The 23,644-nt window shown below is 60.7% G+C and carries 25 protein-coding genes; 19 read left to right on the top strand and 6 right to left on the bottom strand.

The window, feature by feature from the left end; genetic code table 11:
* The first annotated feature begins 41 nt into the window (after nucleotides 1–41).
* The 6 genes from ACR0DS_RS17450 (at nucleotide 42) to ACR0DS_RS17425 (ending at nucleotide 6,323) form a co-directional block, all read left to right on the top strand.
* Nucleotides 42–719: an SURF1 family protein gene (locus ACR0DS_RS17450; RefSeq protein WP_480560385.1), complete on the top strand. Its 678-nt coding sequence runs from the start codon at nucleotides 42–44 to the stop codon at nucleotides 717–719.
* Nucleotides 716–2,104 carry a threonine synthase gene (gene thrC, locus ACR0DS_RS17445; protein WP_480560383.1) on the top strand — a complete coding sequence of 463 codons (1,389 nt, stop codon included), beginning with the start codon at nucleotides 716–718 and terminating at the stop codon, nucleotides 2,102–2,104. The genes ACR0DS_RS17450 and thrC overlap by 4 nt, the downstream gene beginning before the upstream one ends.
* Nucleotides 2,101–3,363 carry a M16 family metallopeptidase gene (locus tag ACR0DS_RS17440; RefSeq protein WP_209598175.1) on the top strand — a complete coding sequence of 421 codons (1,263 nt, stop codon included), beginning with the start codon at nucleotides 2,101–2,103 and terminating at the stop codon, nucleotides 3,361–3,363. Before thrC ends, ACR0DS_RS17440 begins: the two co-directional genes overlap by 4 nt.
* A complete protein-coding gene (locus ACR0DS_RS17435) occupies nucleotides 3,363–3,947 on the top strand; it encodes a GNAT family N-acetyltransferase (protein ID WP_209505614.1) in 585 nt (194 codons plus the stop codon). The genes ACR0DS_RS17440 and ACR0DS_RS17435 overlap by 1 nt, the downstream gene beginning before the upstream one ends.
* 103 nt (nucleotides 3,948–4,050) lie before the next feature.
* Nucleotides 4,051–4,869, top strand: coding sequence for an MBL fold metallo-hydrolase (locus ACR0DS_RS17430; RefSeq protein ID WP_480560381.1), 819 nt, complete (start codon nucleotides 4,051–4,053; stop codon nucleotides 4,867–4,869).
* 38 nt (nucleotides 4,870–4,907) lie between these two features.
* Entirely contained in the window at nucleotides 4,908–6,323 is a 1,416-nt protein-coding gene (locus ACR0DS_RS17425) for an FAD-binding oxidoreductase (protein WP_480560379.1), read from the top strand.
* 42 nt (nucleotides 6,324–6,365) lie between these two features.
* On the opposite strand, the gene ACR0DS_RS17420 is transcribed toward ACR0DS_RS17425, so the two are convergent.
* A complete protein-coding gene (locus ACR0DS_RS17420) occupies nucleotides 6,366–6,905 on the bottom strand; it encodes an adenine phosphoribosyltransferase (protein WP_209505620.1) in 540 nt (179 codons plus the stop codon).
* Nucleotides 6,906–7,230: 325 nt separating this feature from the next.
* On the opposite strand from ACR0DS_RS17420, the gene ACR0DS_RS17415 reads away from it, so the two are divergent.
* Nucleotides 7,231–7,404, top strand: a complete 174-nt coding sequence (locus tag ACR0DS_RS17415) for a hypothetical protein (protein WP_209505622.1) — start codon at nucleotides 7,231–7,233, stop codon at nucleotides 7,402–7,404.
* 8 nt (nucleotides 7,405–7,412) lie between these two features.
* Here ACR0DS_RS17415 and ACR0DS_RS17410 read toward each other — a convergent pair whose 3' ends face one another.
* Nucleotides 7,413–8,042 carry a LysE family translocator gene (locus ACR0DS_RS17410; RefSeq protein ID WP_480560377.1) on the bottom strand — a complete coding sequence of 210 codons (630 nt, stop codon included), beginning with the start codon at nucleotides 8,040–8,042 and terminating at the stop codon, nucleotides 7,413–7,415.
* Nucleotides 8,043–8,178: 136 nt separating this feature from the next.
* Here ACR0DS_RS17410 and ACR0DS_RS17405 point away from each other — a divergent pair, with 136 nt between their 5' ends.
* Entirely contained in the window at nucleotides 8,179–8,358 is a 180-nt protein-coding gene (locus ACR0DS_RS17405) for a hypothetical protein (RefSeq protein ID WP_480484386.1), read from the top strand.
* On the opposite strand, the gene ACR0DS_RS17400 is transcribed toward ACR0DS_RS17405, so the two are convergent.
* Nucleotides 8,355–9,227, bottom strand: coding sequence for an S-methyl-5'-thioadenosine phosphorylase (locus ACR0DS_RS17400; RefSeq protein ID WP_480560375.1), 873 nt, complete (start codon nucleotides 9,225–9,227; stop codon nucleotides 8,355–8,357). The genes ACR0DS_RS17405 and ACR0DS_RS17400 overlap by 4 nt on opposite strands.
* Before the next feature lie 66 nt (nucleotides 9,228–9,293).
* Nucleotides 9,294–9,854 carry an invasion associated locus B family protein gene (locus ACR0DS_RS17395; protein WP_480560373.1) on the bottom strand — a complete coding sequence of 187 codons (561 nt, stop codon included), beginning with the start codon at nucleotides 9,852–9,854 and terminating at the stop codon, nucleotides 9,294–9,296.
* Nucleotides 9,855–10,019: 165 nt separating this feature from the next.
* Between ACR0DS_RS17395 and ACR0DS_RS17390 the strand changes: the two genes are divergently transcribed.
* Nucleotides 10,020–11,654, top strand: coding sequence for a SulP family inorganic anion transporter (locus tag ACR0DS_RS17390; RefSeq protein ID WP_480560371.1), 1,635 nt, complete (start codon nucleotides 10,020–10,022; stop codon nucleotides 11,652–11,654).
* Nucleotides 11,655–11,789: 135 nt separating this feature from the next.
* Here ACR0DS_RS17390 and ACR0DS_RS17385 read toward each other — a convergent pair whose 3' ends face one another.
* Nucleotides 11,790–12,395 carry a flavin reductase family protein gene (locus ACR0DS_RS17385; protein WP_480484413.1) on the bottom strand — a complete coding sequence of 202 codons (606 nt, stop codon included), beginning with the start codon at nucleotides 12,393–12,395 and terminating at the stop codon, nucleotides 11,790–11,792.
* A gap of 72 nt (nucleotides 12,396–12,467) precedes the next feature.
* Between ACR0DS_RS17385 and ACR0DS_RS17380 the strand changes: the two genes are divergently transcribed.
* The 5 genes from ACR0DS_RS17380 (at nucleotide 12,468) to ACR0DS_RS17360 (ending at nucleotide 15,530) form a co-directional block, all read left to right on the top strand.
* On the top strand, nucleotides 12,468–12,962 hold the full coding sequence (locus ACR0DS_RS17380) for a GNAT family N-acetyltransferase (protein WP_267363076.1): 495 nt from the start codon (nucleotides 12,468–12,470) through the stop codon (nucleotides 12,960–12,962).
* Nucleotides 12,963–13,014: 52 nt separating this feature from the next.
* Nucleotides 13,015–13,758 (top strand): EcsC family protein, encoded by a 744-nt coding sequence (locus ACR0DS_RS17375; protein WP_480484390.1) that lies wholly within the window; start codon nucleotides 13,015–13,017, stop codon nucleotides 13,756–13,758.
* Between the two features lie 140 nt (nucleotides 13,759–13,898).
* Nucleotides 13,899–14,360, top strand: coding sequence for an NUDIX hydrolase (locus ACR0DS_RS17370; RefSeq protein ID WP_480560369.1), 462 nt, complete (start codon nucleotides 13,899–13,901; stop codon nucleotides 14,358–14,360).
* Between the two features lie 72 nt (nucleotides 14,361–14,432).
* Nucleotides 14,433–14,888 (top strand): DUF1178 family protein, encoded by a 456-nt coding sequence (locus ACR0DS_RS17365; RefSeq protein WP_480546425.1) that lies wholly within the window; start codon nucleotides 14,433–14,435, stop codon nucleotides 14,886–14,888.
* 3 nt (nucleotides 14,889–14,891) lie between these two features.
* Nucleotides 14,892–15,530 carry an SDR family NAD(P)-dependent oxidoreductase gene (locus ACR0DS_RS17360; protein WP_480560367.1) on the top strand — a complete coding sequence of 213 codons (639 nt, stop codon included), beginning with the start codon at nucleotides 14,892–14,894 and terminating at the stop codon, nucleotides 15,528–15,530.
* Here the strand turns inward: ACR0DS_RS17360 and ACR0DS_RS17355 are convergent.
* Complete coding sequence (locus tag ACR0DS_RS17355; RefSeq protein ID WP_480488468.1) at nucleotides 15,524–15,880, bottom strand: hypothetical protein; 357 nt, start codon at nucleotides 15,878–15,880, stop codon at nucleotides 15,524–15,526. The two genes, ACR0DS_RS17360 and ACR0DS_RS17355, sit on opposite strands and share 7 nt — an antisense overlap.
* A 165-nt stretch (nucleotides 15,881–16,045) precedes the next feature.
* Here ACR0DS_RS17355 and ACR0DS_RS17350 point away from each other — a divergent pair, with 165 nt between their 5' ends.
* The 5 genes from ACR0DS_RS17350 (at nucleotide 16,046) to ACR0DS_RS17330 (ending at nucleotide 23,614) form a co-directional block, all read left to right on the top strand.
* Nucleotides 16,046–17,284, top strand: a complete 1,239-nt coding sequence (locus ACR0DS_RS17350; RefSeq protein ID WP_480488466.1) for an aspartate kinase — start codon at nucleotides 16,046–16,048, stop codon at nucleotides 17,282–17,284.
* Nucleotides 17,285–17,330: 46 nt separating this feature from the next.
* Entirely contained in the window at nucleotides 17,331–19,574 is a 2,244-nt protein-coding gene (ptsP, locus tag ACR0DS_RS17345) for a phosphoenolpyruvate--protein phosphotransferase (protein ID WP_480560365.1), read from the top strand.
* Nucleotides 19,575–19,723: 149 nt separating this feature from the next.
* On the top strand, nucleotides 19,724–21,169 hold the full coding sequence (zwf, locus tag ACR0DS_RS17340) for a glucose-6-phosphate dehydrogenase (RefSeq protein WP_480560363.1): 1,446 nt from the start codon (nucleotides 19,724–19,726) through the stop codon (nucleotides 21,167–21,169).
* Nucleotides 21,170–21,171: 2 nt separating this feature from the next.
* The gene (edd, locus tag ACR0DS_RS17335) at nucleotides 21,172–22,977 is read left to right on the top strand and encodes a phosphogluconate dehydratase (protein ID WP_480560361.1); all 1,806 of its coding nucleotides are present in this window, start codon (nucleotides 21,172–21,174) and stop codon (nucleotides 22,975–22,977) included.
* A gap of 4 nt (nucleotides 22,978–22,981) precedes the next feature.
* Complete coding sequence (locus ACR0DS_RS17330; RefSeq protein ID WP_480560359.1) at nucleotides 22,982–23,614, top strand: bifunctional 4-hydroxy-2-oxoglutarate aldolase/2-dehydro-3-deoxy-phosphogluconate aldolase; 633 nt, start codon at nucleotides 22,982–22,984, stop codon at nucleotides 23,612–23,614.
* Nucleotides 23,615–23,644: the final 30 nt, after the last annotated feature.

Genomic DNA, 23,644 nt, shown 5'->3' with positions numbered 1-23,644 from the left:
TTAACAAGACGCCGGTTCCTGCAAAGAAGTTTGGTCCTGACATGCGCCGTACCCTGTTCCTGCTAATCTTCGGCCTCGCCGGTTTGGGCGTGCTGCTGTCGCTGGGCATCTGGCAGGTGCAGCGTCTGGCGTGGAAGCAGGACGTGCTGGCCGAGATCGAAGATCGGATCTCGGCTGCGCCGGTTTCCCTGCCGCTGCAGGTTTCGGCGGATCAGGACAAATACCTGCCGGTAACAGTGTCGGGCGAGATGGAGCCTGCGGAAGTCCACGTTCTTGTTTCGCTCAAACAGGTCGGTGCGGGGTATCGCATCATTCAGCCGTTCAATACCGGGGGCCGGACCATTCTGATTGACCGGGGGTTCATCCCGACCACGGCCAAACAGGCCGGGCGACGCAACGGTCCGATGGAGATCACCGGCAATCTGCATTGGCCAGATGAAATCGACAGTTACACGCCCGCACCTGATCTTGACGCCAACATCTGGTTCGCCCGCGATGTGCCCGCGCTTGCGGGTGCACTGGGCGCGGAACCGGTTCTGCTGATCGCCCGTTCGCAAACCGATCCGAATGTGACGCCGCTGCCGGTGGACACGGCGGGCATACCAAACGATCACCTGCAATATGCTATCACCTGGTTTGGTCTGGCTCTGGTCTGGGCCGCGATGACCGGATACTTCCTGTGGCGCAGCCGTGCCCATTCTGAGAGTGACGCGACATGAAATACATCTCGACCCGCGGGCAGGCGCCCGAACTGACGTTTGAAGAGGCGATGTTGACCGGGCTTGCCCGCGATGGTGGCCTGTATCTGCCCGCCGAAATCCCGGTGATGTCGCAGGACGAGATCGCGGTGCTGGCCGGATTGCCCTACGAAGAAATCGCTTTCCGTGTGATGTGGCCCTATGTCAGCGGCTCATTCGCCGCGGATGAGTTCAAGGCGATCATCGCCCGCGCTTACGAAGGTTTCGGCCACGATGCTCGCGCGCCATTGAAGCAGCTGAACGAAAACCACTTCCTGCTGGAACTGTTCCACGGCCCCACGCTGGCCTTCAAGGACTTTGCCATGCAACTGATCGGCCAGTTGTTCCAGGTGGCGCTGAAACGCCGTGGCGACCGTGTGACTATCGTCGGCGCGACCAGCGGGGATACCGGTTCAGCCGCGATCGAGGCGTTCCGCGGGCTGGACGCGGTGGATGTGTTCATCCTGTTCCCGCATGGCCGCGTGTCCGATGTGCAGCGCCGCCAGATGACCACGCCTGCGGACAGCAACGTGCATGCTTTGGCCGTTGATGGTGATTTTGACGATTGTCAGGCTGCGCTGAAAGACATGTTCAACGATTTCGACTTCCGCGACGGCGTGAAACTGGCGGGTGTGAACTCGATCAACTTTGCCCGCGTCTTGGCGCAGATTGTTTATTACTTCTCGGCTGCCGTCAGCCTTGGTGCGCCGCACCGCAAGGTCAGCTTCACGGTGCCAACCGGCAACTTTGGCGACATCTTCGCTGGCTATCTGGCCAAGCGTATGGGGCTGCCGATTGACCGCCTTGTGGTGGCGACCAACCAGAACGACATTCTGCATCGCTGCCTCTCGGGCGAGGGGTATTTCAAGGGCGAGACTATCCCCTCGATCAGTCCGTCGATGGACATTCAGGTCAGCTCGAATTTCGAACGCGCGCTCTATTATGCCTATGGCGAAGACGGCGGGGCCATCGCACAATTGATGGATGAGCTGAAACAGGGTGGCTTCAATATCAGCCAGGGCGCGATGAAAGCGCTGCGTGAGAATTTCGATTCGGGCCGTGTGTCCGAAGAGGAAACGCTGGCCACGATCAAATCCACGCTGGCGCACAGCGCCGAACTGGTCTGCCCGCACACCGCCGTGGGCATCAAGGTCGCAGAAGAACACCGCGCGGCAGACGTTCCGATGATCACGCTGGCCACTGCGCACCCGGCGAAATTCCCGGCCGCGGTCGAGAAGGCGAGTGGTGAACATCCGCCTCTTCCCTCCCGCATGTCTGATCTGTATGAACGTCCGGAACGGGTGACCCGCATCGCCAATGATCTGGGTGCCCTCGAGGATCATATTAAAAGGCACATCGCTGAGTGACTGTCAGACAAGACCAACTGAAGAACGGGTTTCGTATCGTCAGTGAACATATGCCGGGGCTGCAATCTGCGGCCATCGGCATCTGGGTAACCGCCGGTGGGCGGCATGAGCGGATCGAACAGAACGGTATTGCGCATTTCCTTGAACATATGGCGTTCAAGGGAACCGAGCGCCGTTCGGCCTTGCAAATTGCCGAGGCGATCGAGGATGTGGGCGGCTATATCAACGCCTATACCTCGCGCGAGGTAACGGCCTATTACGCACGCGTCTTGAAGGACGACGTGGCACTGGCGATGGATGTGATCGGTGACATCGTTTTGAACCCGGTGTTTGATCCACGTGAGATCGAGGTCGAGCGGGGCGTGATCCTTCAGGAAATCGGTCAGGCCCATGACACACCCGATGATGTGATCTTTGACTGGCTGCAAGAGCAGAGCTATCACGACCAGCCCCTGGGCCGGACGATCCTGGGCCCGTCCGAGCGGGTCAGTGCCTTTTCGCGCGAAGATTTGTCGGGCTTTGTGACCGAACATTATGGCCCCGAACAGATGATCCTGTCCGCAGCTGGTGCTGTGGATCACGACATGCTGATGAAACTGGCCGAAGAGATGTTTGGCCATCTGCAATCCCGTAAAGGTCTGATCCCCGAGATCGCACGCTTTACCGGTGGCGAAGCCCGTCAGGTAAAAGAGCTGGAACAGGCACATTTCGCCCTGGCGCTGGAAAGTCCCGGCTATCGCGACGATGCGATCTATACGGCGCAGATCTATTCGACCGCATTGGGCGGTGGCATGTCCTCGCGCCTGTTTCAGGAAGTGCGTGAAGCACGTGGGCTTTGCTACACGATCTTTGCGCAGACCGGTGCCTATGCCGATACCGGAACAACCACGATCTATGCCGGAACCTCGGCCAATCAGGTGGCCGAACTGGCGACGATCACCATCGATGAGATGAAGCGCGCCGCCGAGGACATGAGCCCCGAAGAGGTCGCCCGTGCCCGGGCCCAGATGAAGGCCGGGATGCTGATGGGGCTGGAAAGCCCGTCGAATCGGGCCGAGCGTCTGGCGCGGCTGGTGCAGATCTGGGGACGGGTGCCCTCGCTGGAAGACACGGTTGCCAAGATCGATGCGGTCAGCACCGAGGACGTGCGCGCCTTTGCCGAAACCATGGCCGTTCAGGCCCCGGCGGCGCTGGCGCTTTACGGACCGGTCGCAGACGCACCGACATTGGCGGACTTGCAGGAGAGGCGTGCAGCGTGATGCTGTTGGGCAGACGCAAGCTGAAACTCGAGACCGCGCGGCTTAGCTTGCGTCCGCCTGTACATTCCGATTTCAACGATTGGGCGGCGTTGCGGCGCGCCTCAAAAGGTTACCTGACCCCGTGGGAGCCGATCTGGGCCAAGGATCACCTGAGCCGCAAATCCTTTACCAATCGGGTCTACTGGGCTCAGCGCTCAGTCGCGAGTGGCACAGCAATTCCGCTTTTCCTTTTTCGCCGTGAAGACAATGTGTTGGTCGGGGCGATCACGCTGGACAATATCCGGCGCGGCCCTGCGCAGGCCGGAACCCTGGGTTACTGGACCGGTGAATCCTTTGCCCGTCAGGGATACATGCGCGAAGCGATTGGCGCGATGGTACATCACGCCTTTACCCGTCTGGATCTGAGCCGGATCGAAGCCGCGTGTCTGCCGGAAAACCGGGCGTCGCGCGGTTTGCTGGAAAGCTCGGGCTTCAAATATGAAGGCGTGGCGCAGTCTTATCTACAGATCAACGGGCGATGGCGGACGCATGTTCTCTATGCCAGCCTGCGGTCCGACCGGCGTGGCAAGACGGACGCGGGCTAGGGGGGCTCTGCCCCCGTCGCGGCAAGCCGCGCCTCCCCCGGGATATTTTTGGCCAGATGAACAAGGGGCATGACTTGGTGACGATCTGCGCTACACTTCGGGTATGCGCTGGTTGGTTGCAGCATTGATGGTGATTTCGGGCGGGGCCGTGGCGCAGGAGCGGCGGCCGAGCCATTGTATCGCCATCGCCGAGGCGGCGCCGGGGATCGAATATCTGCACAAAGCTGCATGGCAGGACCCGGTGCCGGAGTTTTCGGTGCGCATCAGCTATATCGCGCATGCCGCTTTTATGATCCAGACCCGTGGCGGGTTGAATGTGGTGACAGACTTTACCGGGTTCATCGGCAGTGCCGATCTGATTCCCGACGTGGTGACAATGAACCATGCGCACGACACCCATTGGACGGCACATCCCGACCCGTCGATCCCGCATGTCCTACCGGGATGGGGAGAATTCGGGCAGGGGATCGAACATCACCTGGATCTGGGCGAGATGCTGATACGCAATGTCCCGACCGATATCCGCTCGGCCTATGGTGGGGTCGAGGAGCGCGGCAATTCTATCTTCGTGTTCGAGGTCGAAGGGCTGTGTATCGGTCATCTGGGACATTTGCATCATGTACCGTCAGACGAACAATTTGCTGCGCTGGGTCGGTTGGATGTGGTCATGGCCGCCGTCGATGGCGGAACAACCATGCCCTTGCCTGACATGATCTCGGTTCTGAAGCGGCTGAAAAGCTCGGTGATCATTCCGATGCACTGGTTCTCGGAGTTTTCGCTGGATCGCTTCCTCGTGGATATCCGGGATGAGTTCCCGGTCGAACGTGACGGCGTGTCCGAGATCACCGTCTCTCTGCGTGACTTGCCGGACCGTCCAACCGTTGTCGTGCTGGAGCCGCGCTATCTGATTGATCTGGAATAAGGCTTGCCGTGGCGGAATCGGTTGGGCATTGAAAGCGTATGAGTCTGAACCCCGCTGATGACCGCATTGCCACGCTGATCCGCTCGAAACTGGGCGATCAGGTGCTGCGCCCGGTGACCGACCGGTATCTCGAAGAGCCGCGCGGGCGATATGCCGGACAGGCTGGCCTGCTGGCCTTGCCCCGCACAACCGAGGAGGTCTCGGTACTGGTGCAGGTGGCGTCCGAAATGCGTGTTCCCGTGGTGCCCTATGGCGGCGGAACCGGTCTGGTCGGGGGGCAGGTGATGCCGCATGGGCCCGCGCCCCTTGTGATTTCGCTGGAGCGGATGACGGCCATCCGGTCCGTCTATCCCACCGAAAACGTACTGATTGCCGAGGCCGGCGCCATTTTGCAGGACGTCCAAGCCGCGGCCGAGGCGCAAGACCGCCTGTTTCCCTTGACGCTGGCGGCGCAGGGGTCCTGTCGGATCGGGGGCAACCTGTCCACCAATGCCGGGGGCGTCAACGTCTTGCGCTATGGCAATGCGCGCGATCTGTGCCTAGGGCTCGAGGCCGTTCTGCCCAGCGGTCAAATCTGGCAGGGTCTCAGCCGGTTGCGAAAGGACAACACAGGCTATGACCTGCGTAATCTGCTGATTGGGGCCGAGGGCACGCTAGGGATCATCACCGCAGCTGCGCTTAAGCTGTTTCCCCGGCCTTCCGCGATCGGGACGGCGATGTTTCAGGTGGCGTCACCCGAGGCTGCCATTTCCCTGCTGGCGCTGGCGCGTGATCGCGTGGGCGAGGCTGTCAGCACTTTCGAACTGATCCACCGGCAGGGGTTGGAGTTCCTGTCCGAGGTTCTGCCGGACGTCCGGCAACCGTTTGAAACACCGCCAGAGTGGAGCGTTCTGATCGAATTGGGGCTGGCCACAGGGCAGTCTCCGTCCGACGCGCTGGAGGATATCTTTGTCCACGCGCAAGCGCTTGGGCTGGTGCAGGATGGCGTGATTGCTCAAAGTGAGGCGCAGCGCGGTGAGTTGTGGGCCGTGCGCGAGCGTATCCCCGAGGCCAACCGCCTGATCGGCTCGGTGTCGAGCCATGATATCTCGATCCCGATCTCAGAAATTCCGGAATTTGTGCGCCAAGGGGAAAAGGTGATTTCCGATCTCGGGCCGTTCCGGATCAATTGCTTTGGCCATCTTGGGGATGGCAATCTGCATTACAACGTCTTTCCCCCCAAGGGGCAGGGCAGGTCGGATTTTGAGGGTCAGAGCGCTGTGGTCAAGCGGGCCGTGCATGATTTGGTCCATGCCTTTGATGGTTCGGTCAGCGCGGAACACGGCGTGGGCCGCATGAAAACGGACGATCTGGACCGCTATGGCGATCCGGTAAAGCTGGATGCAATGCGGACCATCAAGGCGGCGCTGGACCCCTTGGGCATCATGAATCCCGGCGCGGTGCTGAAGGCGTGAACCCGGCTCTGACTCTTGTTAAGAAATCCGAAGGTTGCCGCGTTAAAGCCCTTCGAATTCGCACAGGACATGCACGTCCATGCCCATATCTTCCAATACTTTGCGCCCGCCGAGGTCAGGCAGGTCGATAATGAACGCGCATGAGACGATCTCACCGCCCAAACGCTCGATCAGTTTGATGCCCGCCGCCGCAGTGCCGCCTGTGGCCAGAAGGTCGTCAACGACAAGGATTTTTTCGCCTGGCTGGATGGCGTCATCGTGGATCTCGACGATCGCTTCACCATATTCCAGCTTGTAGTCCTGGCTGATCGTTGTGCCGGGCAGCTTGCCTTTCTTGCGGATCGGCACGAAGCCCAGGCTCAGCTGATGCGCAATCGCCCCCCCAAGGATAAAGCCCCGCGCCTCGAGGCCGACAACCTTGTCGATGCGTTCCCCGGCATAGGGGTGCAGCATCTGGTCAATGGCCATCCGAAATCCGCGCGGATCGGCAAACAGCGTCGTCACATCGCGAAACAGAATTCCTTCATGCGGAAAGTCGACAATCGTCCGGATGTAGTCTTTGACAGTCTTGTTCCTTGACATGAACCAACCCTTTTCCGCTTCAAATACCAAAACGTGTTTGGCCCAAGAGGGTTAGCCATGCAAGGAACAATTCATTCGCACGATCACCAGCGGCACGAAACCACAGCCTTGGGCAATCCGTAATACCGGTGAAGCGTGGCAGGTGGCCAAGACAGGTGCGGCTTGTGCATTTGCGTTGATCTCGCAAAAGAAAGGCCCCAGACGGTTTGAAGGTTCATTGCCATTTCCGTTCCGGTGCTGTTAAGTGCTCGATAACGACAATCACTATGCTATGTATACACAATGCATCTCCTGAATTAACAAGCATTTGCTAGGAGCAACGCGCGTGCCAAAGAAAGACGGCAAGGGATCGACGAAGAAAAACAGCCAGCTGGTTCTGCGTCTGGACAAGGATGAGCGCGACGCGTTTGTCGAGTTGTGCAGAGAGCTGGATACATCAGCTGCCCGCGAAATCCGCCGGTTTATCCGCGGGTTCATGAAGGAAAACGCCGAAAACTGAAAAAGGGGTCAGGCCGGGCGGCGCAGAACTGCCGTGGCGAAACCCATCCCGATCAGAGTCAGCCCGCCAAACCGCGTCATGCCGGTGATCACGCTGGCACGGCCAATCAGACGCCGCAGCCGGTCGGCCAGCAACGCATAAGCCAGCGCATTCAGCCAGGCCAGTCCGACAAAAGTGGCAATCAGGATGGCAAATTGCGGCCCCAGTGGTTCAGCCGGGCGCAGGAACTGCGGCACAAAGGCGATGAAAAAGGCGATAGATTTCGGGTTCAGTGCCGTGACTGCGGCCGCATGTCCAAACACGCTGCCGGGGGTGACATCCCGCCCGGTCGCGACCGTTCCCAGACCACTTGCCGGGGCGCTGCGCAGCAGTTTAACCCCAAGCCAGACCAGATAGGCCGCACCGACCCATTTGAGGACGGAAAACAAGGTGGCCGAGGCCAGAACAAGCGCGCCTAGCCCCAACAAAGATGCGGTCATCGCCACAAGATCCCCCACAGCGACCCCCGTGGCCGAGGCCACGGCAACGCTGCGCCCCTTGGACAGCGCATAGCTCAGCACCAACAGCACGGTCGGGCCCGGGATCAGCAGCAAGGCGGTGGATGCGGCAACAAAGGCCAGCCAGAGTTCCAGAGACATAAGGGTCAGCTCGCAATACGTTCCTTTGGTATCGCTATAGCCAAACTACCGGTGCTTGACAATTTTCATGGCGACCAGCTTTCGGGCCCGCCAAAGCAGTCCGATCAGGCCCAGACTTGCACGAAAACTGATACCAGTGCGATCCTTCACAACCGTCGCATTCTTGCGGCGAGTATCCGGCAGAAAGAACCCGCATCCCCTGTGCCCGGACAGTTACGGGCGCAGGGTCGATGTCATGCTTGGACGCTTGCATAACGTGATCCGGGAACCCGAACTGCTGGCGGCGATGATGCCTGATGCGTCGCGCGGAACCTAGAGAATCCGCCCCGCCACCGCGTCCAGTTTGGCCAGCAGCACCGGATCGCGCTTTTCGGGCGCGGTGAGGATGGCATATTCTAGCGCCCGGTCACAGCCATGCGGACAGGGCGCGTGGTCAGTCCCCAACAGGACGGGAAGGCCTTTGACCAGTGCACGGCCCTTGTCGGCATTGCCGGTCAGGGTCGCAATGATGGTGGTCACATCCACCTCGCCATGATCCGGGTGCCAGCTGTCAAAATCGGTGACCATCGCGATTGAGGCATAACAAAGCTCGGCTTCGCGGGCGAGCTTGGCTTCGGGCATGTTGGTCATCCCGATCACGTCGCAGCCCCATTGCTCGCGATACATCTTCGATTCCGCCAGAGACGAAAACTGCGGCCCTTCCATCGCCAGATAGGTGCCGCCGCGATGGATCGTGATACCGGCAGCCTTGCCTGCGGTCTCACAGGCGTCCGACAGGCGCGGGCAGGTCGGGTGCGCAACGCTGACATGGGCGACGCAGCCTGTTCCGAAAAAGCTCTTGTCGCGCGCAAATGTCCGGTCGATGAACTGATCGACGATGACAAAGTCACCCGGTGCCATGTGTTCGCGAAACGACCCGCAGGCCGAGACCGAGATCACATCCGTCACACCAAGCCGTTTCAGCGCGTCGATATTGGCGCGATAGGGCACATCGGTCGGTGAATGCACATGCCCGCGCCCATGGCGCGGCAGAAAGGCCATTGCGACACCGTCCAGCGACCCGGTCAGAATCTGATCCGAGGGCGCCCCCCAAGGGGTATCGACACTGACCCATTCCGCATTTTCCAGCCCATCGATGTCATAGATGCCTGATCCGCCGATAACGGCAATCCTGGTTTGGGTCACTGTCCTGCTCCGCCTGAAATACTGATATTGAATTTGTGCGGGTTCGGCCTGAAATTGACAAGAGGTCTATTCCTGTTTCGCCAGCAGGTTACGCTGTTGAGATTGCGTATTGAAATCCGCCCACGCGGCTCCAAACTCATCCAGCGGCCACGTCAGGTCCTGCGATTGACCATGCCTGTCACGAAACTCAAAACGATACGCATCCCCGTTCAGCATGGCATCCAGCAGGCTGTCGGCGCGATGATCCTCGAATGTGCAGCTTAACCCTGTCAGGCACCCGGGGCGCCGCGTGCGCCAGATCACATCCTGATCTTTCTCTATGCGGAATCCAGAAGGGCTGAAGAAGGTGCCGGGCTCAATCCCGAACTCGATTTTGAAACCATCTGATTCAGGTGTGATGAACATGAATTGCGCCGCAAATTTCGGACGCAAGGAAAACACCTCGGCGCGCCTTATGTAGCAGCGCTGCACCAAAGTACCGGCTTCCTCACGCTCGTCACAAATCGAATTCCAGATGCCGAAAATTTCATGGTGCGTGACACGCCAGTTTCCAGCCGTGTCATTCCCTTGCAAGTCCTGCGCAAAGGCGGGCAGGGCCGATAGAAATATAAGGGCAATCCAACGCATGAACTCACATTTGGGTGCTTGATCCGGGTGCCGCAAATCACGTTGCCGAGAGGCGAGTTATGCGCTGTGCGCATGGCTGCATCCCACCTCCTGCGGTGGCTTAACAGCGGCGCGCCCGCTACAACGACCCCTTCGCGCGAACATAAAATCCTTTAGGACTGTCCAATGCCCCGAGCCTTGCTGGCAAGTTTTGCCAACCGTATCGCCATACCCGATCTGCGCTGGGTGCCGGATGAGGGGCTGACCTTCTCTCGCCTGCGGATCGAGCTGCTGTCCGGCCTGACCGTGGCCCTCGCACTGGTGCCCGAGGCCGTGGCCTTTGCCTTTGTGGCTGGCGTGCACCCGCTGGTGGGCCTATATGCCGCTTTCCTTGTGGGGCTCATCACCGCGCTGATCGGCGGACGACCCGGCATGATCTCGGGCGCGACGGGCGCGCTGGCGGTCGTCATGGTGGCTTTGGTGGCCGAACATGGGGTCGAATACCTGTTCGCGACGGTGGTTCTGATGGGGATCCTCCAGGTTATCGCCGGGGCGATGCATTGGGGCCGCTTCATCCGACTGGTGCCGCACCCGGTGATGCTGGGTTTTGTGAATGGCCTGGCCATCGTGATCTTTCTGGCCCAGATGGGCCAGTTCAAGGTGCCGGGTACCATGGAAAACACCGGTCACGGCATGGGTGGTGGAGAATGGCTCTCCGGTGCGCAGCTATACACCATGCTGGGCCTTGTGGCACTGACCATGGCGGTGATCTGGGCGGTGCCGCGCATCACGCGCATCATTCCTGCGCCTCTGGCCGGTATTCTGGTTGTCGCTGCGCTGGTGATCGGTCTGGGGCTGGATGTCCCACGCGTCGGTGATCTGGCCTCGATCGAAGGTGGTCTGCCTGCCTTCCACATCCCGATGGTTCCGCTGAACTGGGGCACGCTCGAGATCATCCTGCCCTACGCTGTCATTCTGGCCGCGATTGGCCTGATTGAATCCCTTCTGACCCTGAACCTTGTGGGCGAGATTACCGGCAAGCGCGGCGGGGCGTCTCAGGAATGTATCGCCCAGGGTGCGTCGAATATCGTGACCGGCTTTTTCGGAGGCATGGGTGGCTGCGCGATGATCGGTCAGTCGATGATCAACGTGAAATCCGGTGGCCGGACCCGTATCGCCGGGATCGCTGCGGCGCTGTTTTTGCTGACCTTCATCCTGTTTGCCTCACCGCTGATCGAGCAGATCCCGCTGGCCGCGCTGGTTGGGGTGATGTTCATGGTGGTCATCGGCACCTTTGCGTGGAACTCGTTCAAGATCCTGCGCAAGGTTCCACTGACTGACGCTTTTGTCATCGTTCTGGTCACCGTCGTGACAGTGATGGAAGACCTCGCGGTTGCTGTTGTGGTCGGTGTCATCGTGTCGGCTCTGGCCTACGCTTGGAACAACGCCAAGCGCATCCACGCCGTCACCCGTGAGTCCGCGACCGAAAAAGGGGCGAAGGTCTATGAAATCCAGGGGCCGCTGTTCTTTGGGTCATCGGATGGCTTTATCGAACTCTTCGATGTGCCGAATGACCCGGAAACCGTCATCGTCGATTTCGCTGAAAGCCGTGTGGTGGACCAGTCGGCGTTGCAAGCCATCGAAAATATCGCGGCCAAATACGAGGCAGCAGGTAAACGCGTCATGTTGCGCCACCTGAGCCGGGATTGTCACAAGCTGTTGAACAAGGCAGGCCACCTGATGGTCGACAGTGACGATGACCCGGATTACGAACTTGCCGTCGATTACTCGGTCCGTACCGGCATTCTGGGCGGCCACTGATCCATTTGCGAGGCTCTGCCTCGCGCTCCGGGATATTTGAAGCCAGATGAATGAAGGATCCCTGCTTCATCTGGCCAAAAAATATCCCGGGGGAGCCGCCCGGAACGGGCGGTGGGGGCAGAGCCCCCGACACCCTCAATCATCCGGGCGACTGAGCGAGAACAGCTCGGACACGACCGAATAGTCCCGGTACCCAAGCCGCGCCAGAGGTTTGAACGAGGTTACGTCGAACTTGCCCTCTCGGATGTGGTCGTCGAGCAGATGCACGCCTGTTACTTCGCCGAACACGACGCGGTTGGCCGCGCCCGGCAGAGTGACGATCTGGGTCAACTTGCATTCCAGTGCTGCCGGGGCGCCTTGTACGCGGGCGCAGGGTATGGTTTCACATTCGACCGGGGTTAATCCGGCATGGGCAAACTCGTCCACCTCCTTGGGAAGGCTGGCCGAGCTGGCGTTCATCGCATCCTGATGCGCAAGGGCCACGACATTCACGCAGAATACACCTGTCGCCTCGATATTGGCGATACTGTCCTTGCCGCCGATCTGATCGTGTTTCGTGCCGGTTGTGGCAAACATTACTTGCGGCGGTGTGTAAGCAACCCCGTTGAAAAAGGAATAGGGTGCCAGATTGTTGATCCCATCCGCATCACGGGTCGATATCCAGCCGATCGGGCGTGGCGTGATAATGGCGTTGAACGGGTTGTGCGGCAGGCCGTGGCCGTCTTCGGGGCGGTAGAACATCATATCTCCAAGCGTTTGCCCAAGGCGTAGCGAAGTGCTAGGGCGATTTCCAGCAAGGAAACGAGGGCGGGTGTGCAGCAATTCGGGATCAGGCCAGAAGAGCCGGACGATTGGTGGGAGGTCGAAGCCCTCTATGACCTGTGCTTTGCGCCGGGCCGTGAGGCGTTGTCGTCCTACCGGTTGCGCGATGATGTGCCGCCGGTTTCTGACCTGTCACTGGTCGCGCGCGACGGTCAGGGCATTCTGGCCGGGGCGATCCGCTTCTGGCCGGTCCATGTCGGTGAACACGACGCATTGCTGCTAGGCCCGGTTGCCGTACACCCAACCCACCAGGGCGAGGGTCTGGGCGGTTATCTGATCCATGCCGGTGTCGAAGCCGGGCGTAAGCGCGGGTGGCAGCGGGTCATGCTGGTCGGTGACGAACCCTATTACAGGCGATTTGGTTTTGCGCGGCTGCAAGGTGTCGAGATGCCGCCGCCCACCAACCCGGACCGGGTTTTGGGGCTGGAACTGATGCCTGGTGTCTGGTCCGGAGTTCAGGGGGCTGTCACCCGCTGGACCCGCTGACCTATTGAATCGGCGTGGCTTAACGCCGATGTTGATAGGCAGGAGGACGCACATGCAGAACGTGGTTCTTGTCGAAAACGTGGATGCCGACGCTGAACTGGATCGTTTGGCGGGTTATTACCGATCTGCCGGAGGGGCTGGTGTCAAACTGCTGAACAAGCTGGGCGGATCAGCCGAGTCCCTGCTCGAGCAATTGCCCGATCCGGTTCGGAACGGCCTGACAGGGGCTACCGAGCAGGCGCTGTGGCTTGCGATGCACGCGGCTCAGGGGTCCCGGCGTGCGATCCCTGATCAGCAGCCCTGGGTCAATACCGCGCTTGCCACGGCCATGGGCGCGGCCGGCGGGCTGGGCGGTGTATCAACAGCCCTGATGGAGCTGCCTGCAACAACCGCCATGCTGTTGCGCGCCATTCAGGGGGCCGCCGCGCGCGAAGGTTTCGACCCGTCCGCCGAGAACGTAAAGTTCGACTGTGTGCGGGTTTTGTCCGCATCGGGCCCGCTGTCGCATGATGACGGTGCGGATCTTGGCTTTTTCTCGGTGCGCCTGACACTGACGGGTCCGGCCATGCAGCGTCTGATTGCTGCAGTGGCACCACGCTTTTCAATCGTGCTGGGGCAAAAACTGGCGGCACAGTCCGTCCCGGTGCTCGGCGCGTTGGCCGGTGGTGGAACGAACTATGTCTATTCGCGCTATTACCAGCAAATCGCGCGCGTGCATTTCGGCCTGCGAAGATTGGCGGTTGATGCCGATATCCCGCATGACGAGCTGGTGAAACAGCTGTCAGCCCGTATGTGATCAACAAATGCGCCATCACGCCGGACTTGGCGGACACCACTTCATATGGTAGTTTTTCAAGGGAAGGGCGCTAAATAGGCGTGTCCTGCGGGCCTATAACGCCAACGGGTCCTTTGCCCGAACAAAAGGTGCGTCGCGCAATGAATGCAAGACCGGTACTGCGTGAATTGGCTGAGACTGCGGAACACCCTGTTTTGCGGCAATCCTCTGCCCTGTGTTACCGGATACGGCGTGGCCATCCAGAGGTGTTGCTGATCACGACACGCCGGGCCCAGCGGTGGATTGTCCCCAAAGGGTGGCTCATCCCCGGCCTGACCCCATCGGAAACCGCAGTGCAGGAGGCCTGGGAAGAAGCGGGCGTGACGGGGCGATGCAGCAAAGCGGGGCTGGGGCAGTTTCTGCACGTCAAGCACCACCCAAATCAGCCCCCGACCTTGATTCTGGTCGATGTTTTTGCGCTGCATGTACAGGTAATGTCGCAGGACTTCCCCGAAAAGCACGAGCGCAGGCGCAAGTGGTTTGCACCTGAATGCGCGGCCCAAAAGGTCAGATCACCCGAGCTTGCCGAATTGTTACGCGACTTTAAGACCCATACGCATTAAGATAGCGCCAGAGAGGCTTGATATTGTCAGTCTGGTCGGTATCTATTCGCCAATCGTAATTTTGGACTGAACATGATTCAATACGCGTTGAAATGCAGTGAAGGCCACACATTCGACAGCTGGTTTCAATCCGCAGAAGCCTTTGACAAGCTGGCCTCTGCCAAGATGGTGACCTGCGCGATCTGCGGATGTACGCAGGTTGCGAAGGCGATCATGACACCGCGTGTCCGACCGGCCCGGAATGCGCAGGGAAAGCCCGAAAACGCGCCTGCATCCAATGAACAGATCAACGTCGCCACCCCTTCGCCCGAGATCGAGAAAGTTCTGGCCGAAATACGCCGCCATGTCGAAAAGAACTCGGACTACGTTGGCAAGGATTTTGCAAGCGAAGCGCGCAAGATGCATCTGGGAGAGGCGCCAGAGCGTTCGATCTATGGTGAAGCCAGACCGGATGAGGCGAAATCGCTGATCGAAGATGGCGTGCCGGTGGCACCGCTGCCGTTTCTGCCCAGCAGAAAGACCAACTGATCCATGCATGTCGTGATCACCGGTGCCAATCGCGGTATCGGCCGCGCCCTTGCCACGCGCTACGACACCCGCGGTGACGCGGTTACCGGAACCGCACGCGATGGCAGTGCACAGGTCTGTCTGGACGTGTCGGACCCGGCCCAACAGGCAGCAATGGCCGAACAGCTGAAAGACCAGCCCGTTGATCTTCTGATCTGCAATGCCGGGGTCTATCTGGACAAGGGGCACACGATCAACGACTACCCCGCCGAAATGTGGGCGCAAAGCTTTGCCACCAACGTGACCGGCGTTTTCCTGACCGTTCAGGCCTTGTTGCCCAATCTGCGCGCCGCAGGCGGCAAGGTCGCGATCATCTCGTCGCAGATGGCGTCCCATACGCGGGCACCGGGGGGCAGCTATATCTACCGCGCCTCCAAGGCGGCGGCGTTGAACCTGGGGCGGAATCTGGCGACGGATCTGAAAGCCGACGGGATCGCCGTGGGTATCTATCATCCGGGCTGGGTGCAAACCGACATGGGCGGCGCGGCCGCCGATATTGATGTCGATCAGGCCGTTTCGGGCCTGATGGAACGCTTTGAGGCCCTGTCAATCAGCTCTACCGGCTGTTTTGAAACCTATGACGGGCAGGCGCACGCTTACTGACCGGTCAGCGCCGCTTTGGGAATTTCATAGACCTCACCGGGTTCAATATAGACCACAAGCACGTCGCCCAGCGTTTCATAAGTCATCTTCGAGGTCGAGCTGCTGGACTCCGGCGCACCATCCTTGAAATAGATGTTGCGCACCTTGCCACCCCCCAAAGCCACGGCCAGCGTCGTTGTGCCGTCATCATGGCGGCGCAGTTCTGCATTGCAGCTTTGCATCGGGTCACCGGCATTTGCGGCGCAGGGCACCTTGCCCAGTGCATTCTTTCCGTCCGTGCCGGCCACACTGGCAACCTGCGCCAATGCAGGCGACGACAACAAAGTAACGGCAAGGGCTAGGCGAAACATGGGGAACCTCTTGATTTGGTTGTTACTCGCAGGCTGACACCGCACCTGCGCAATGTAAAGCGGCCCTGTGCCACAGGCGGGTCCTGTTTGCGCTCTTGCTCTTGGGGTGCCCCTCGCTTATGAGGCTCGGGACCTCTAATCCAAGGCGCGGAGACATTTGCCCCCATGCCCGTACTCGTTATGAAATTCGGCGGCACTTCGGTCGCCAACCTGGACCGCATCCGCCGTGCTGCCAAGCGCATCGGTGTCGAAGTTGCCAAGGGCTATGACGTGATCGTCATCGTCTCGGCCATGTCGGGCAAAACCAACGAGCTGGTGGGCTGGGTGAACGAGACCTCGCCGCTGTTTGATGCACGTGAATACGATGCTGTGGTATCTTCGGGCGAAAACGTTACCGCTGGCCTGATGGCGCTGACATTGCAGGAAATGGATGTTCCTGCGCGCAGCTGGCAGGGCTGGCAAGTGCCGCTGCTGACAACCAGCGCGCACAGCCAGGCCCGGATCGAAGACATCCCGACCACGAACATCAACCAGAAATTCGGCGAAGGCATGAAAGTGGCCGTTGTGGCCGGGTTTCAGGGGCTCAGCCCCGAAGGCCGCATCACCACGCTGGGCCGGGGTGGCTCTGACACCACTGCCGTGGCTTTTGCCGCCGCGTTTGGTGCGGAACGCTGCGACATCTATACCGACGTGGACGGCGTCTATACTACCGATCCGCGCATCTGCGAAAAGGCGCGCAAGCTGGACAGGATCTCGTTCGAGGAAATGCTCGAACTGGCGTCGCTGGGCGCCAAGGTGCTGCAGACCCGCTCGGTCGAGCTGGCAATGCGCTACAAAGTAAAACTGCGCGTTCTTTCAAGTTTCGAAGAACAATCCGACGAGGCCGGTACGCTGGTCGTTGACGAGGAGGATATCATGGAATCCAATGTTGTGGCCGGTGTGGCCTATTCCCGTGACGAGGCCAAGATGACCGTCGTTTCGGTGGCGGACCGTCCCGGTATCGCCTCGACCATCTTCACCGCGCTCAGCGATGAGGGCGTCAATGTCGACATGATCGTGCAGAACATCTCGGACGAGGGGCGCACGGACATGACCTTCTCGTGCCCCACCGATCAGGTGGTTCGTGCCGAAAAAGCGCTGCTGGCGATCAAGGACAAGGGCGAGCTCAACTATGCCGAACTGGTCGCCGATACCGGTGTCTGCAAGGTCTCGGTGGTGGGAATCGGTATGCGCTCGCAATCGGGTGTCGCGGCCAAAATGTTCAAGATACTCTCGGATGAGGGGATCAACATCAAGGTCATCACAACCTCCGAGATCAAAATTTCCGTTCTTATCGACAGGAAATACATGGAACTTGCCGTTCAGGCACTGCATGATGCCTTTGAACTGGACAAGGCGGCCTGAGCTGATCGGCCAAGGGTTTCGCCTGACACACTGAATTGGTTGGGCCATGGCGGACGGCACGGAAACAGAATCCCGCAAGCTGCTGGGGCGGTTGCGCGAGGCGATGGCCAGCGAAGCCGCTGGACAGGAGCGTCTTGATCAGATCACTCATCTGATCGCCGACAGCATGCGCAGCGAAGTGTGCTCAATCTATCTGTTCCGCGATGATGAGACCCTGGAACTCTGTGCGACCCAGGGGCTTGCGCCTGAATCGGTGCACCAGACCCGTATGCGCATGGGCGAGGGGCTGGTGGGCAGGGTCGCCAAGACCGGCAAGGTGGTCAACACCCCGGATGCGCCGTCTGAAAAAGGGTTCCGGTATATGCCGGAAACCGGGGAAGAGCGGTTTTCGTCCTTTCTCGGCGTGCCGGTGCAGCGCCTTGGGGAAAAACTGGGTGTTCTGGTTGTCCAGTCCCGCAAAGCGCGTGAATTTTCCGCCGACGAGATCTATGCGCTGGAAGTGGTGGCCATGGTGCTGGCCGAAATGGCCGAACTGGGCGCTTTTGTCGGCGAAGGCGCGGCCCTGTCGCCACGGCACCAGCAATCGGTCCTATTGCGCGGCGGCCCGGCGCAGGAAGGTTCTGCCGAAGGCCATGTCTGGCTGCATGAACCCCGCGTGGTTGTCACCAATCCGATCGCCGAAGACCCGCACCGGGAACGCGAACGACTGAATGAGGCGGTGGAAGAGCTGCGCGTCGGCGTCGACAAGATGCTCGAGATTTCCCGGGATGGTGACACCGAACAGCTCAAGGTGCTGGAAGCCTACCGGATGTTTGCCAATTCCAAAGGCTGGATGCGCCGGATGGAAGAGGACATTGCTCTGGGGCTCAGTGCCGAAGCCGCGGTCGAGAAAGAACAATCCCAGGCGCGCGCCCGGATGGGGCAGGTGTCTGATCCCTACCTGCGCGAACGGCTGGCGGATCTTGACGATCTCAGCAACCGTTTGTTGCGCATTCTGACCGGGCAGGGAAAAACCGACAGCGCCGATCTGCCGCCCGATCCGATTTTGGTCGCGCGCAATATCGGCCCCGGTGACCTGCTGGAATACGGGCGGGCGCTGAAGGGGATCATCCTCGAAGAAGGTTCAGTCGGCAGTCACGCCACCATTGTGGCCCGTGCGCTGGCAATCCCACTGGTGGTCCATGTGGGCCGGATCACGACCGAAGCGCTGAATGGCGACCACGTGCTGGTGGACGGTGATCAGGGCGTTGTTCATCTGCGCCCCGAAGACAGCGTGGTCAGCGCCTTCCGCGACAAGATCGCGATGCAGGCCAAGGCACAGGAACGCTATGCCTCGATCCGCGAAACCCCCTGTGTCACACGCGACGGAACGCGCATCAATCTGGTGATGAACGCGGGCCTTATGGCCGATCTCCCGTCGCTGGGAACGTCGGGTGCCGAAGGTGTTGGTCTGTTCCGAACCGAGCTGCAATTCCTGATCCGCAATCAGATGCCCAAACGGTCCGAGCTTGTCACCCAGTATCAGCGGGTACTGGATGCGGCGGGCGACAAAAGGGTGGTGTTCCGCACACTCGATATCGGGTCGGACAAGGTGCTGCCCTATATGAAACACGTGGCCGAACCCAACCCGGCCCTGGGTTGGCGCGCCATTCGAGTCGGTCTGGACAAACGCGGCGTGATGCGGATGCAGTTGCAGGCCCTTCTGCGCGCCGCCAATGGTCGCCCGCTGACCGTCATGTTCCCCTTTGTCGCGCAGGCCGAGGAATATCGCGAAGCCCGCTGGGAGGTGAACAAAACCATCGAACGCGAAAAGCGACTGGGCCATGTTCTGCCCGAAACGCTTGAAGTCGGCGCGATGCTGGAAACTCCATCGCTGGCCTTTGCGCCGCAAAAGTTCTTTGACGAGGTCGATTTCATCTCGATCGGCGGGAATGACCTCAAGCAGTTCTTTTTTGCGGCTGACCGCGAAAATGAACTGGTCCGCCGCCGCTATGACACGTTGAATGTCAGTTTCCTGAGCCTGATGGAACGCATTGTCGAACGCTGCGGTCTTTCGGACACTCCGCTCAGTTTCTGTGGCGAGGATGCGGGCCGTCCGGTCGAGGCGCTGTGCCTTGCGGCCATGGGTATTCGCACCCTGTCTATGCGCCCGGCGTCGATTGGTCCGGTCAAAAGCCTGTTGCTGCGGTGCGACCTGATGGAGGTGCGAAAAATCATCGCCGACGCGCGCCATCGCGGCGAACAATCCGTACGTCCGGCCGTGATGGAATGGCTGCGCAGTCAGGTATAGCCCTCAAAACCTCGCTTTTTGGGGAAACTATGCTTGATTTTTTCGCGCAGGCTTTCTATCACGCAGGCAATGTTAGCGGTAACAGTGTGCCGCAGAGCCGTTTCATGCCGTGCTGAACTGATATCGGCAAACTCGAGAAGGAGCCTGTGATGGTTTCACGCGTAATTCCGGTAGAGCCGTTCGATCTTGTGTTGTTCGGCGCGACCGGGGATCTGGCGCAACGTAAGATCTTGCCGGGCTTGTACCATCGGTTCGAGGTCGGCCAGATGCCCGATGGGGCGCGGATCATCGGCACGGCGCGCTCGGATATCGACAGCGACGGGTTTCGCGATCAGGTCCGTGCATCGATGCAGGAATTCGCACCGAAGTTCAAAAAGGAAACGCTGGACCGGTTCCTGTCCCATGTTGAATACGTGCCGGTGGATGCGCTGGGCGATGCCGGATGGTCCGATCTGTCCAAGGTGCTGCGCCCCGACGTGGTGCGGGCCTTTTACCTGTCAGTGGGTCCCAGCCTGTTTTCGGGCATTGCGCAGCGCCTGCATGACGCCGGTCTGGCCACGCCGGACAGCCGCATCGTTGTCGAAAAGCCTTTCGGCCATGATCTGGCCTCGGCCAGGGCGCTGAACGAAGGCTTGCGGGCGTGTTTCAAGGAACACCAGATTTACCGGATCGACCATTATCTGGGCAAGGAAACCGTGCAGAACCTGATGGCGCTGCGCTTTGCGAATTCCCTGTTCGAGCCGCTTTGGAACTCGACCCATGTCGACCATGTGCAGATCACCGTGGCGGAAACCGTCGGGGTCGAGGGGCGCGGGGCCTATTACGATCAATCCGGCGCGATGCGGGACATGATCCAGAACCATCTGGTGCAATTGCTGTGCCTGACCGCGATGGAACCTCCGTCAAAGTTCTCTCCCAACGCGGTGCGCGACGAGAAGGTCAAGGTGATCGAGGCGCTGGAACCAGTCGAACCCGGGGATATCGCCCGTGGTCAGTATCGCACGGGCAAGGGCGGTGACGGATACCTTGATCACGTTGGCAACCCGGCCAGCCGCACCGAAAGCTTCATTGCGCTCAAGGTCCATATCGGCAACTGGCGCTGGGCCGGGGTACCGTTCTACCTGCGCACAGGCAAACGCCTGCGCGCACGTGCCTCTGAAATCGCGGTGTTCTTCCGCGACCCGCCACACACGATCTTTCCCAATGTCGGCCCGTTGCATGGCAACGTGCTGGTGATCCGCCTGCAACCTGACGAAGGCATCACCCTGCGCACAACGATAAAGGAACCGGGGCAGGGCGGGTTCCGCCTGTCCGATGTTGCTCTGGACATGAGCTTTGCCGACGCGCTGGGTGATGACTCGCAATCCCCGGACGCATATGAACGCCTGATCATGGATGTCATCCGGGGCGATCAGACCCTGTTCATGCGCGGGGACGAGGCCGAGGCCGCCTGGGCCTGGGTCGATCCCATCATTCACGGCTGGGAACAGCGCGGGGACAAACCCGCCAAGTACGATCAGGGCAGTTCAGGCCCCGAAGAAGCACTGATGCTGATGCATCGCGATGGGCGTCGCTGGCGTCAGATCGGAGGGTAATCATGGTTCACTCTGTCATTTCCGACGTCACCAAACGGATCATCGACCGCAGCGCCGATCTGCGCGACCCCCATATCGACCGGATGGAACAGGCCAGATCCAAGGGCCCCGCCCGTGCGCACCTGTCCTGCAGTGGTCAGGCCCATGCCTATGCGGGTGCGGGTGAAGACCAGCAATCCATGGCCACTGGTACGGCGGGCAATCTGGGCATCGTCACCGCCTATAACGACATGCTGTCTGCCCATCAGCCTTTTGAACGGTACCCCGCCCTGATCCGCGATGCGATCCGCGCTGCCGGAGGCACCGCACAGGTCGCGGGTGGCGTGCCAGCCATGTGCGACGGTGTCACCCAGGGCGAAGCAGGGATGGAATTGTCGCTGTTTTCACGCGACGTGATCGCTCTGGCAACTGGCGTAGCACTCAGCCACAACACCTATGACGCGGCTGTCTTCCTCGGCGTCTGCGACAAGATTGTCCCCGGCCTGATCATCGGCGCGCAGGCGTTCGGGCATCTGCCTGCCGTGTTCCTGCCCGCAGGACCAATGACCAGCGGTCTGCCCAATGACGAAAAGGCCAAGGTCCGCCAGAAATTCGCTGCCGGAGAGGTCGGGCGCGACGAGCTGATGGCCGCCGAAATGGCCGCCTATCACGGTCCCGGCACCTGCACTTTCTACGGCACCGCCAACACCAACCAGATGCTGATGGAATTCATGGGCCTGCACCTGCCGGGCTCCAGCTTCGTCAATCCCAACACGCCCTTGCGCGACGCGCTGACACAAGAGGGCGCGCGCCGCGCCCTGTCGCTCAGCGCGCTGGGAAACAGCTATACCCCGGTTTATCAGGTGCTCGACGAACGGGCCTTTGTGAACGGTATCGTCGGCCTGATGGCGACCGGAGGCTCGACCAATCTGCTGATCCACCTGATCGCCATGGCGCGCGCCGGGGGCATCGTGCTGGATTGGCAGGATTTCTCGGATATCTCCGCCGTGGTCCCGCTGGTCGCACGGGTCTATCCCAACGGTCTGGCCGACGTGAACCACTTCCACGCCGCAGGCGGGCTTGGGTTCACGATCGGCACGTTGCTCGAAGAAGGCTTGCTGCACCCCGATACGCTGACCGTCGCCGGTCAGGGCCTGCACAATTACACGCGGGAGCCCAAGCTAATCGATGGTGAGCTGACCTGGCAAGACGGCGCTGGCCACAGCCTGAATGACAAGATCGTCCGTCCTGCCCGCGACCCGTTCCAGCCCACTGGCGGCCTGTCGCGCCTGACCGGCAATCTGGGCACAGCCGTCATGAAGGTCTCGGCCGTCGCCCCCGAACATCAGGTGGTCGAGGCTCCGGTCCGCGTTTTCCACGACCAGGACGCGGTTAAGGCAGCCTTCAAGGCGGGCGAGTTTACCGGTGACGTCATCGTCGTCGTGCGCTTCCAGGGTCCCAAGGCCAACGGGATGCCGGAACTGCACTCACTGACGCCCATGCTGTCGATCTTGCAGGGCCGGGGCCAGAAAGTGGCGCTGGTTACCGATGGCCGCATGTCTGGCGCTTCCGGCAAGGTGCCCGCCGCCATCCATGTTGTCCCCGAAGCGCTCGACCGTGGCCCCATTGCATACCTTCAGGATGGTGACATCCTGCGCGTCGATGCGGTCAGGGGTGATCTGGAAATCCTCACCGCAGGCGTTCTGGACCGCGCGCCCGTCACCACCGATCTATCCGCCAATCAACACGGCGCAGGGCGCGATCTTTTTGGCGCGTTCCGCCAGAATGTCGGCTCGGCCGACACCGGTGCCAGCATTTTCGGAGTTTAACCTCATGTCCAAATCCCAACGCACCCGTGAAATCTGCGCACTGGCCCCGATCGTTCCGGTTCTGGTTGTCGATGACGTCGCGCAGGCCCGCCCGCTGGCCGAGGCATTGGTCGCCGGCGGTCTGCCAGCGCTCGAGGTCACCTTGCGCACGCCCGCCGCGCTCGACGCGATCCGCGCGATGGCCAAGGTGCCCGGCGGCGTGGTCGGCGCAGGTACGCTGGTCACACCCGAAGACGTCCGCGCCGCCAAAGAGGCGGGCGCGCAGTTCGGCGTCTCTCCGGGCGCAACCGAGGCGCTCATCGCGGCGTGCGAGGCCGAGGGCCTGCCGCTACTGCCCGGCGCGGCCACGGCCAGCGAAGCGATGGCATTGCTGGAAAAAGGCTATGACATGCTGAAATTCTTCCCGGCCGAGGCCTCGGGCGGCGCGCCCGCACTCAAGGCAATCGGTGCGCCCCTGCCGCAGATCAGCTTTTGCCCGACAGGCGGGGTGTCGATGTCCAACGCCCGCGACTACCTGTCCCTGTCCAACGTGGTCTGCGCCGGTGGCAGCTGGGTCGCGCCCAAGCAGATGGTCGAAAGCGGTGACTGGGCCGGGATCGAAACACTTGCGCGCGAGGCGTCGAAGCTGGCGGATTGACGCCGCGAAGCCCCTCAGTAATGTGGGCGT

The organism is Ruegeria sp. AF5, from assembly GCF_056541905.1.
Note: the sequence above shows the minus strand (reverse complement) of the source record. Positions and strands in the feature narration are given on the sequence as shown.

Excerpts from the sequence above, each read along its gene's own strand:
- ACR0DS_RS17450 (WP_480560385.1), top strand. The coding sequence starts at position 42 with ATGCGCCGTACCCTGTTCCTGCTAATCTTCGGCCTCGCCGGTTTGGGC.
- thrC (WP_480560383.1), top strand. The coding sequence starts at position 716 with ATGAAATACATCTCGACCCGCGGGCAGGCGCCCGAACTGACGTTTGAA.
- ACR0DS_RS17435 (WP_209505614.1), top strand. The coding sequence starts at position 3,363 with ATGCTGTTGGGCAGACGCAAGCTGAAACTCGAGACCGCGCGGCTTAGC.
- ACR0DS_RS17430 (WP_480560381.1), top strand. The coding sequence starts at position 4,051 with ATGCGCTGGTTGGTTGCAGCATTGATGGTGATTTCGGGCGGGGCCGTG.
- ACR0DS_RS17425 (WP_480560379.1), top strand. The coding sequence starts at position 4,908 with ATGAGTCTGAACCCCGCTGATGACCGCATTGCCACGCTGATCCGCTCG.
- ACR0DS_RS17420 (WP_209505620.1), bottom strand. The coding sequence starts at position 6,905 with ATGTCAAGGAACAAGACTGTCAAAGACTACATCCGGACGATTGTCGAC.
- ACR0DS_RS17410 (WP_480560377.1), bottom strand. The coding sequence starts at position 8,042 with ATGTCTCTGGAACTCTGGCTGGCCTTTGTTGCCGCATCCACCGCCTTG.
- ACR0DS_RS17395 (WP_480560373.1), bottom strand. The coding sequence starts at position 9,854 with ATGCGTTGGATTGCCCTTATATTTCTATCGGCCCTGCCCGCCTTTGCG.
- ACR0DS_RS17390 (WP_480560371.1), top strand. The coding sequence starts at position 10,020 with ATGCCCCGAGCCTTGCTGGCAAGTTTTGCCAACCGTATCGCCATACCC.
- ACR0DS_RS17385 (WP_480484413.1), bottom strand. The coding sequence starts at position 12,395 with ATGTTCTACCGCCCCGAAGACGGCCACGGCCTGCCGCACAACCCGTTC.
- ACR0DS_RS17375 (WP_480484390.1), top strand. The coding sequence starts at position 13,015 with ATGCAGAACGTGGTTCTTGTCGAAAACGTGGATGCCGACGCTGAACTG.
- ACR0DS_RS17370 (WP_480560369.1), top strand. The coding sequence starts at position 13,899 with ATGAATGCAAGACCGGTACTGCGTGAATTGGCTGAGACTGCGGAACAC.
- ACR0DS_RS17365 (WP_480546425.1), top strand. The coding sequence starts at position 14,433 with ATGATTCAATACGCGTTGAAATGCAGTGAAGGCCACACATTCGACAGC.
- ACR0DS_RS17360 (WP_480560367.1), top strand. The coding sequence starts at position 14,892 with ATGCATGTCGTGATCACCGGTGCCAATCGCGGTATCGGCCGCGCCCTT.
- ACR0DS_RS17355 (WP_480488468.1), bottom strand. The coding sequence starts at position 15,880 with ATGTTTCGCCTAGCCCTTGCCGTTACTTTGTTGTCGTCGCCTGCATTG.
- ACR0DS_RS17350 (WP_480488466.1), top strand. The coding sequence starts at position 16,046 with ATGCCCGTACTCGTTATGAAATTCGGCGGCACTTCGGTCGCCAACCTG.
- ptsP (WP_480560365.1), top strand. The coding sequence starts at position 17,331 with ATGGCGGACGGCACGGAAACAGAATCCCGCAAGCTGCTGGGGCGGTTG.
- zwf (WP_480560363.1), top strand. The coding sequence starts at position 19,724 with ATGGTTTCACGCGTAATTCCGGTAGAGCCGTTCGATCTTGTGTTGTTC.
- edd (WP_480560361.1), top strand. The coding sequence starts at position 21,172 with ATGGTTCACTCTGTCATTTCCGACGTCACCAAACGGATCATCGACCGC.
- ACR0DS_RS17330 (WP_480560359.1), top strand. The coding sequence starts at position 22,982 with ATGTCCAAATCCCAACGCACCCGTGAAATCTGCGCACTGGCCCCGATC.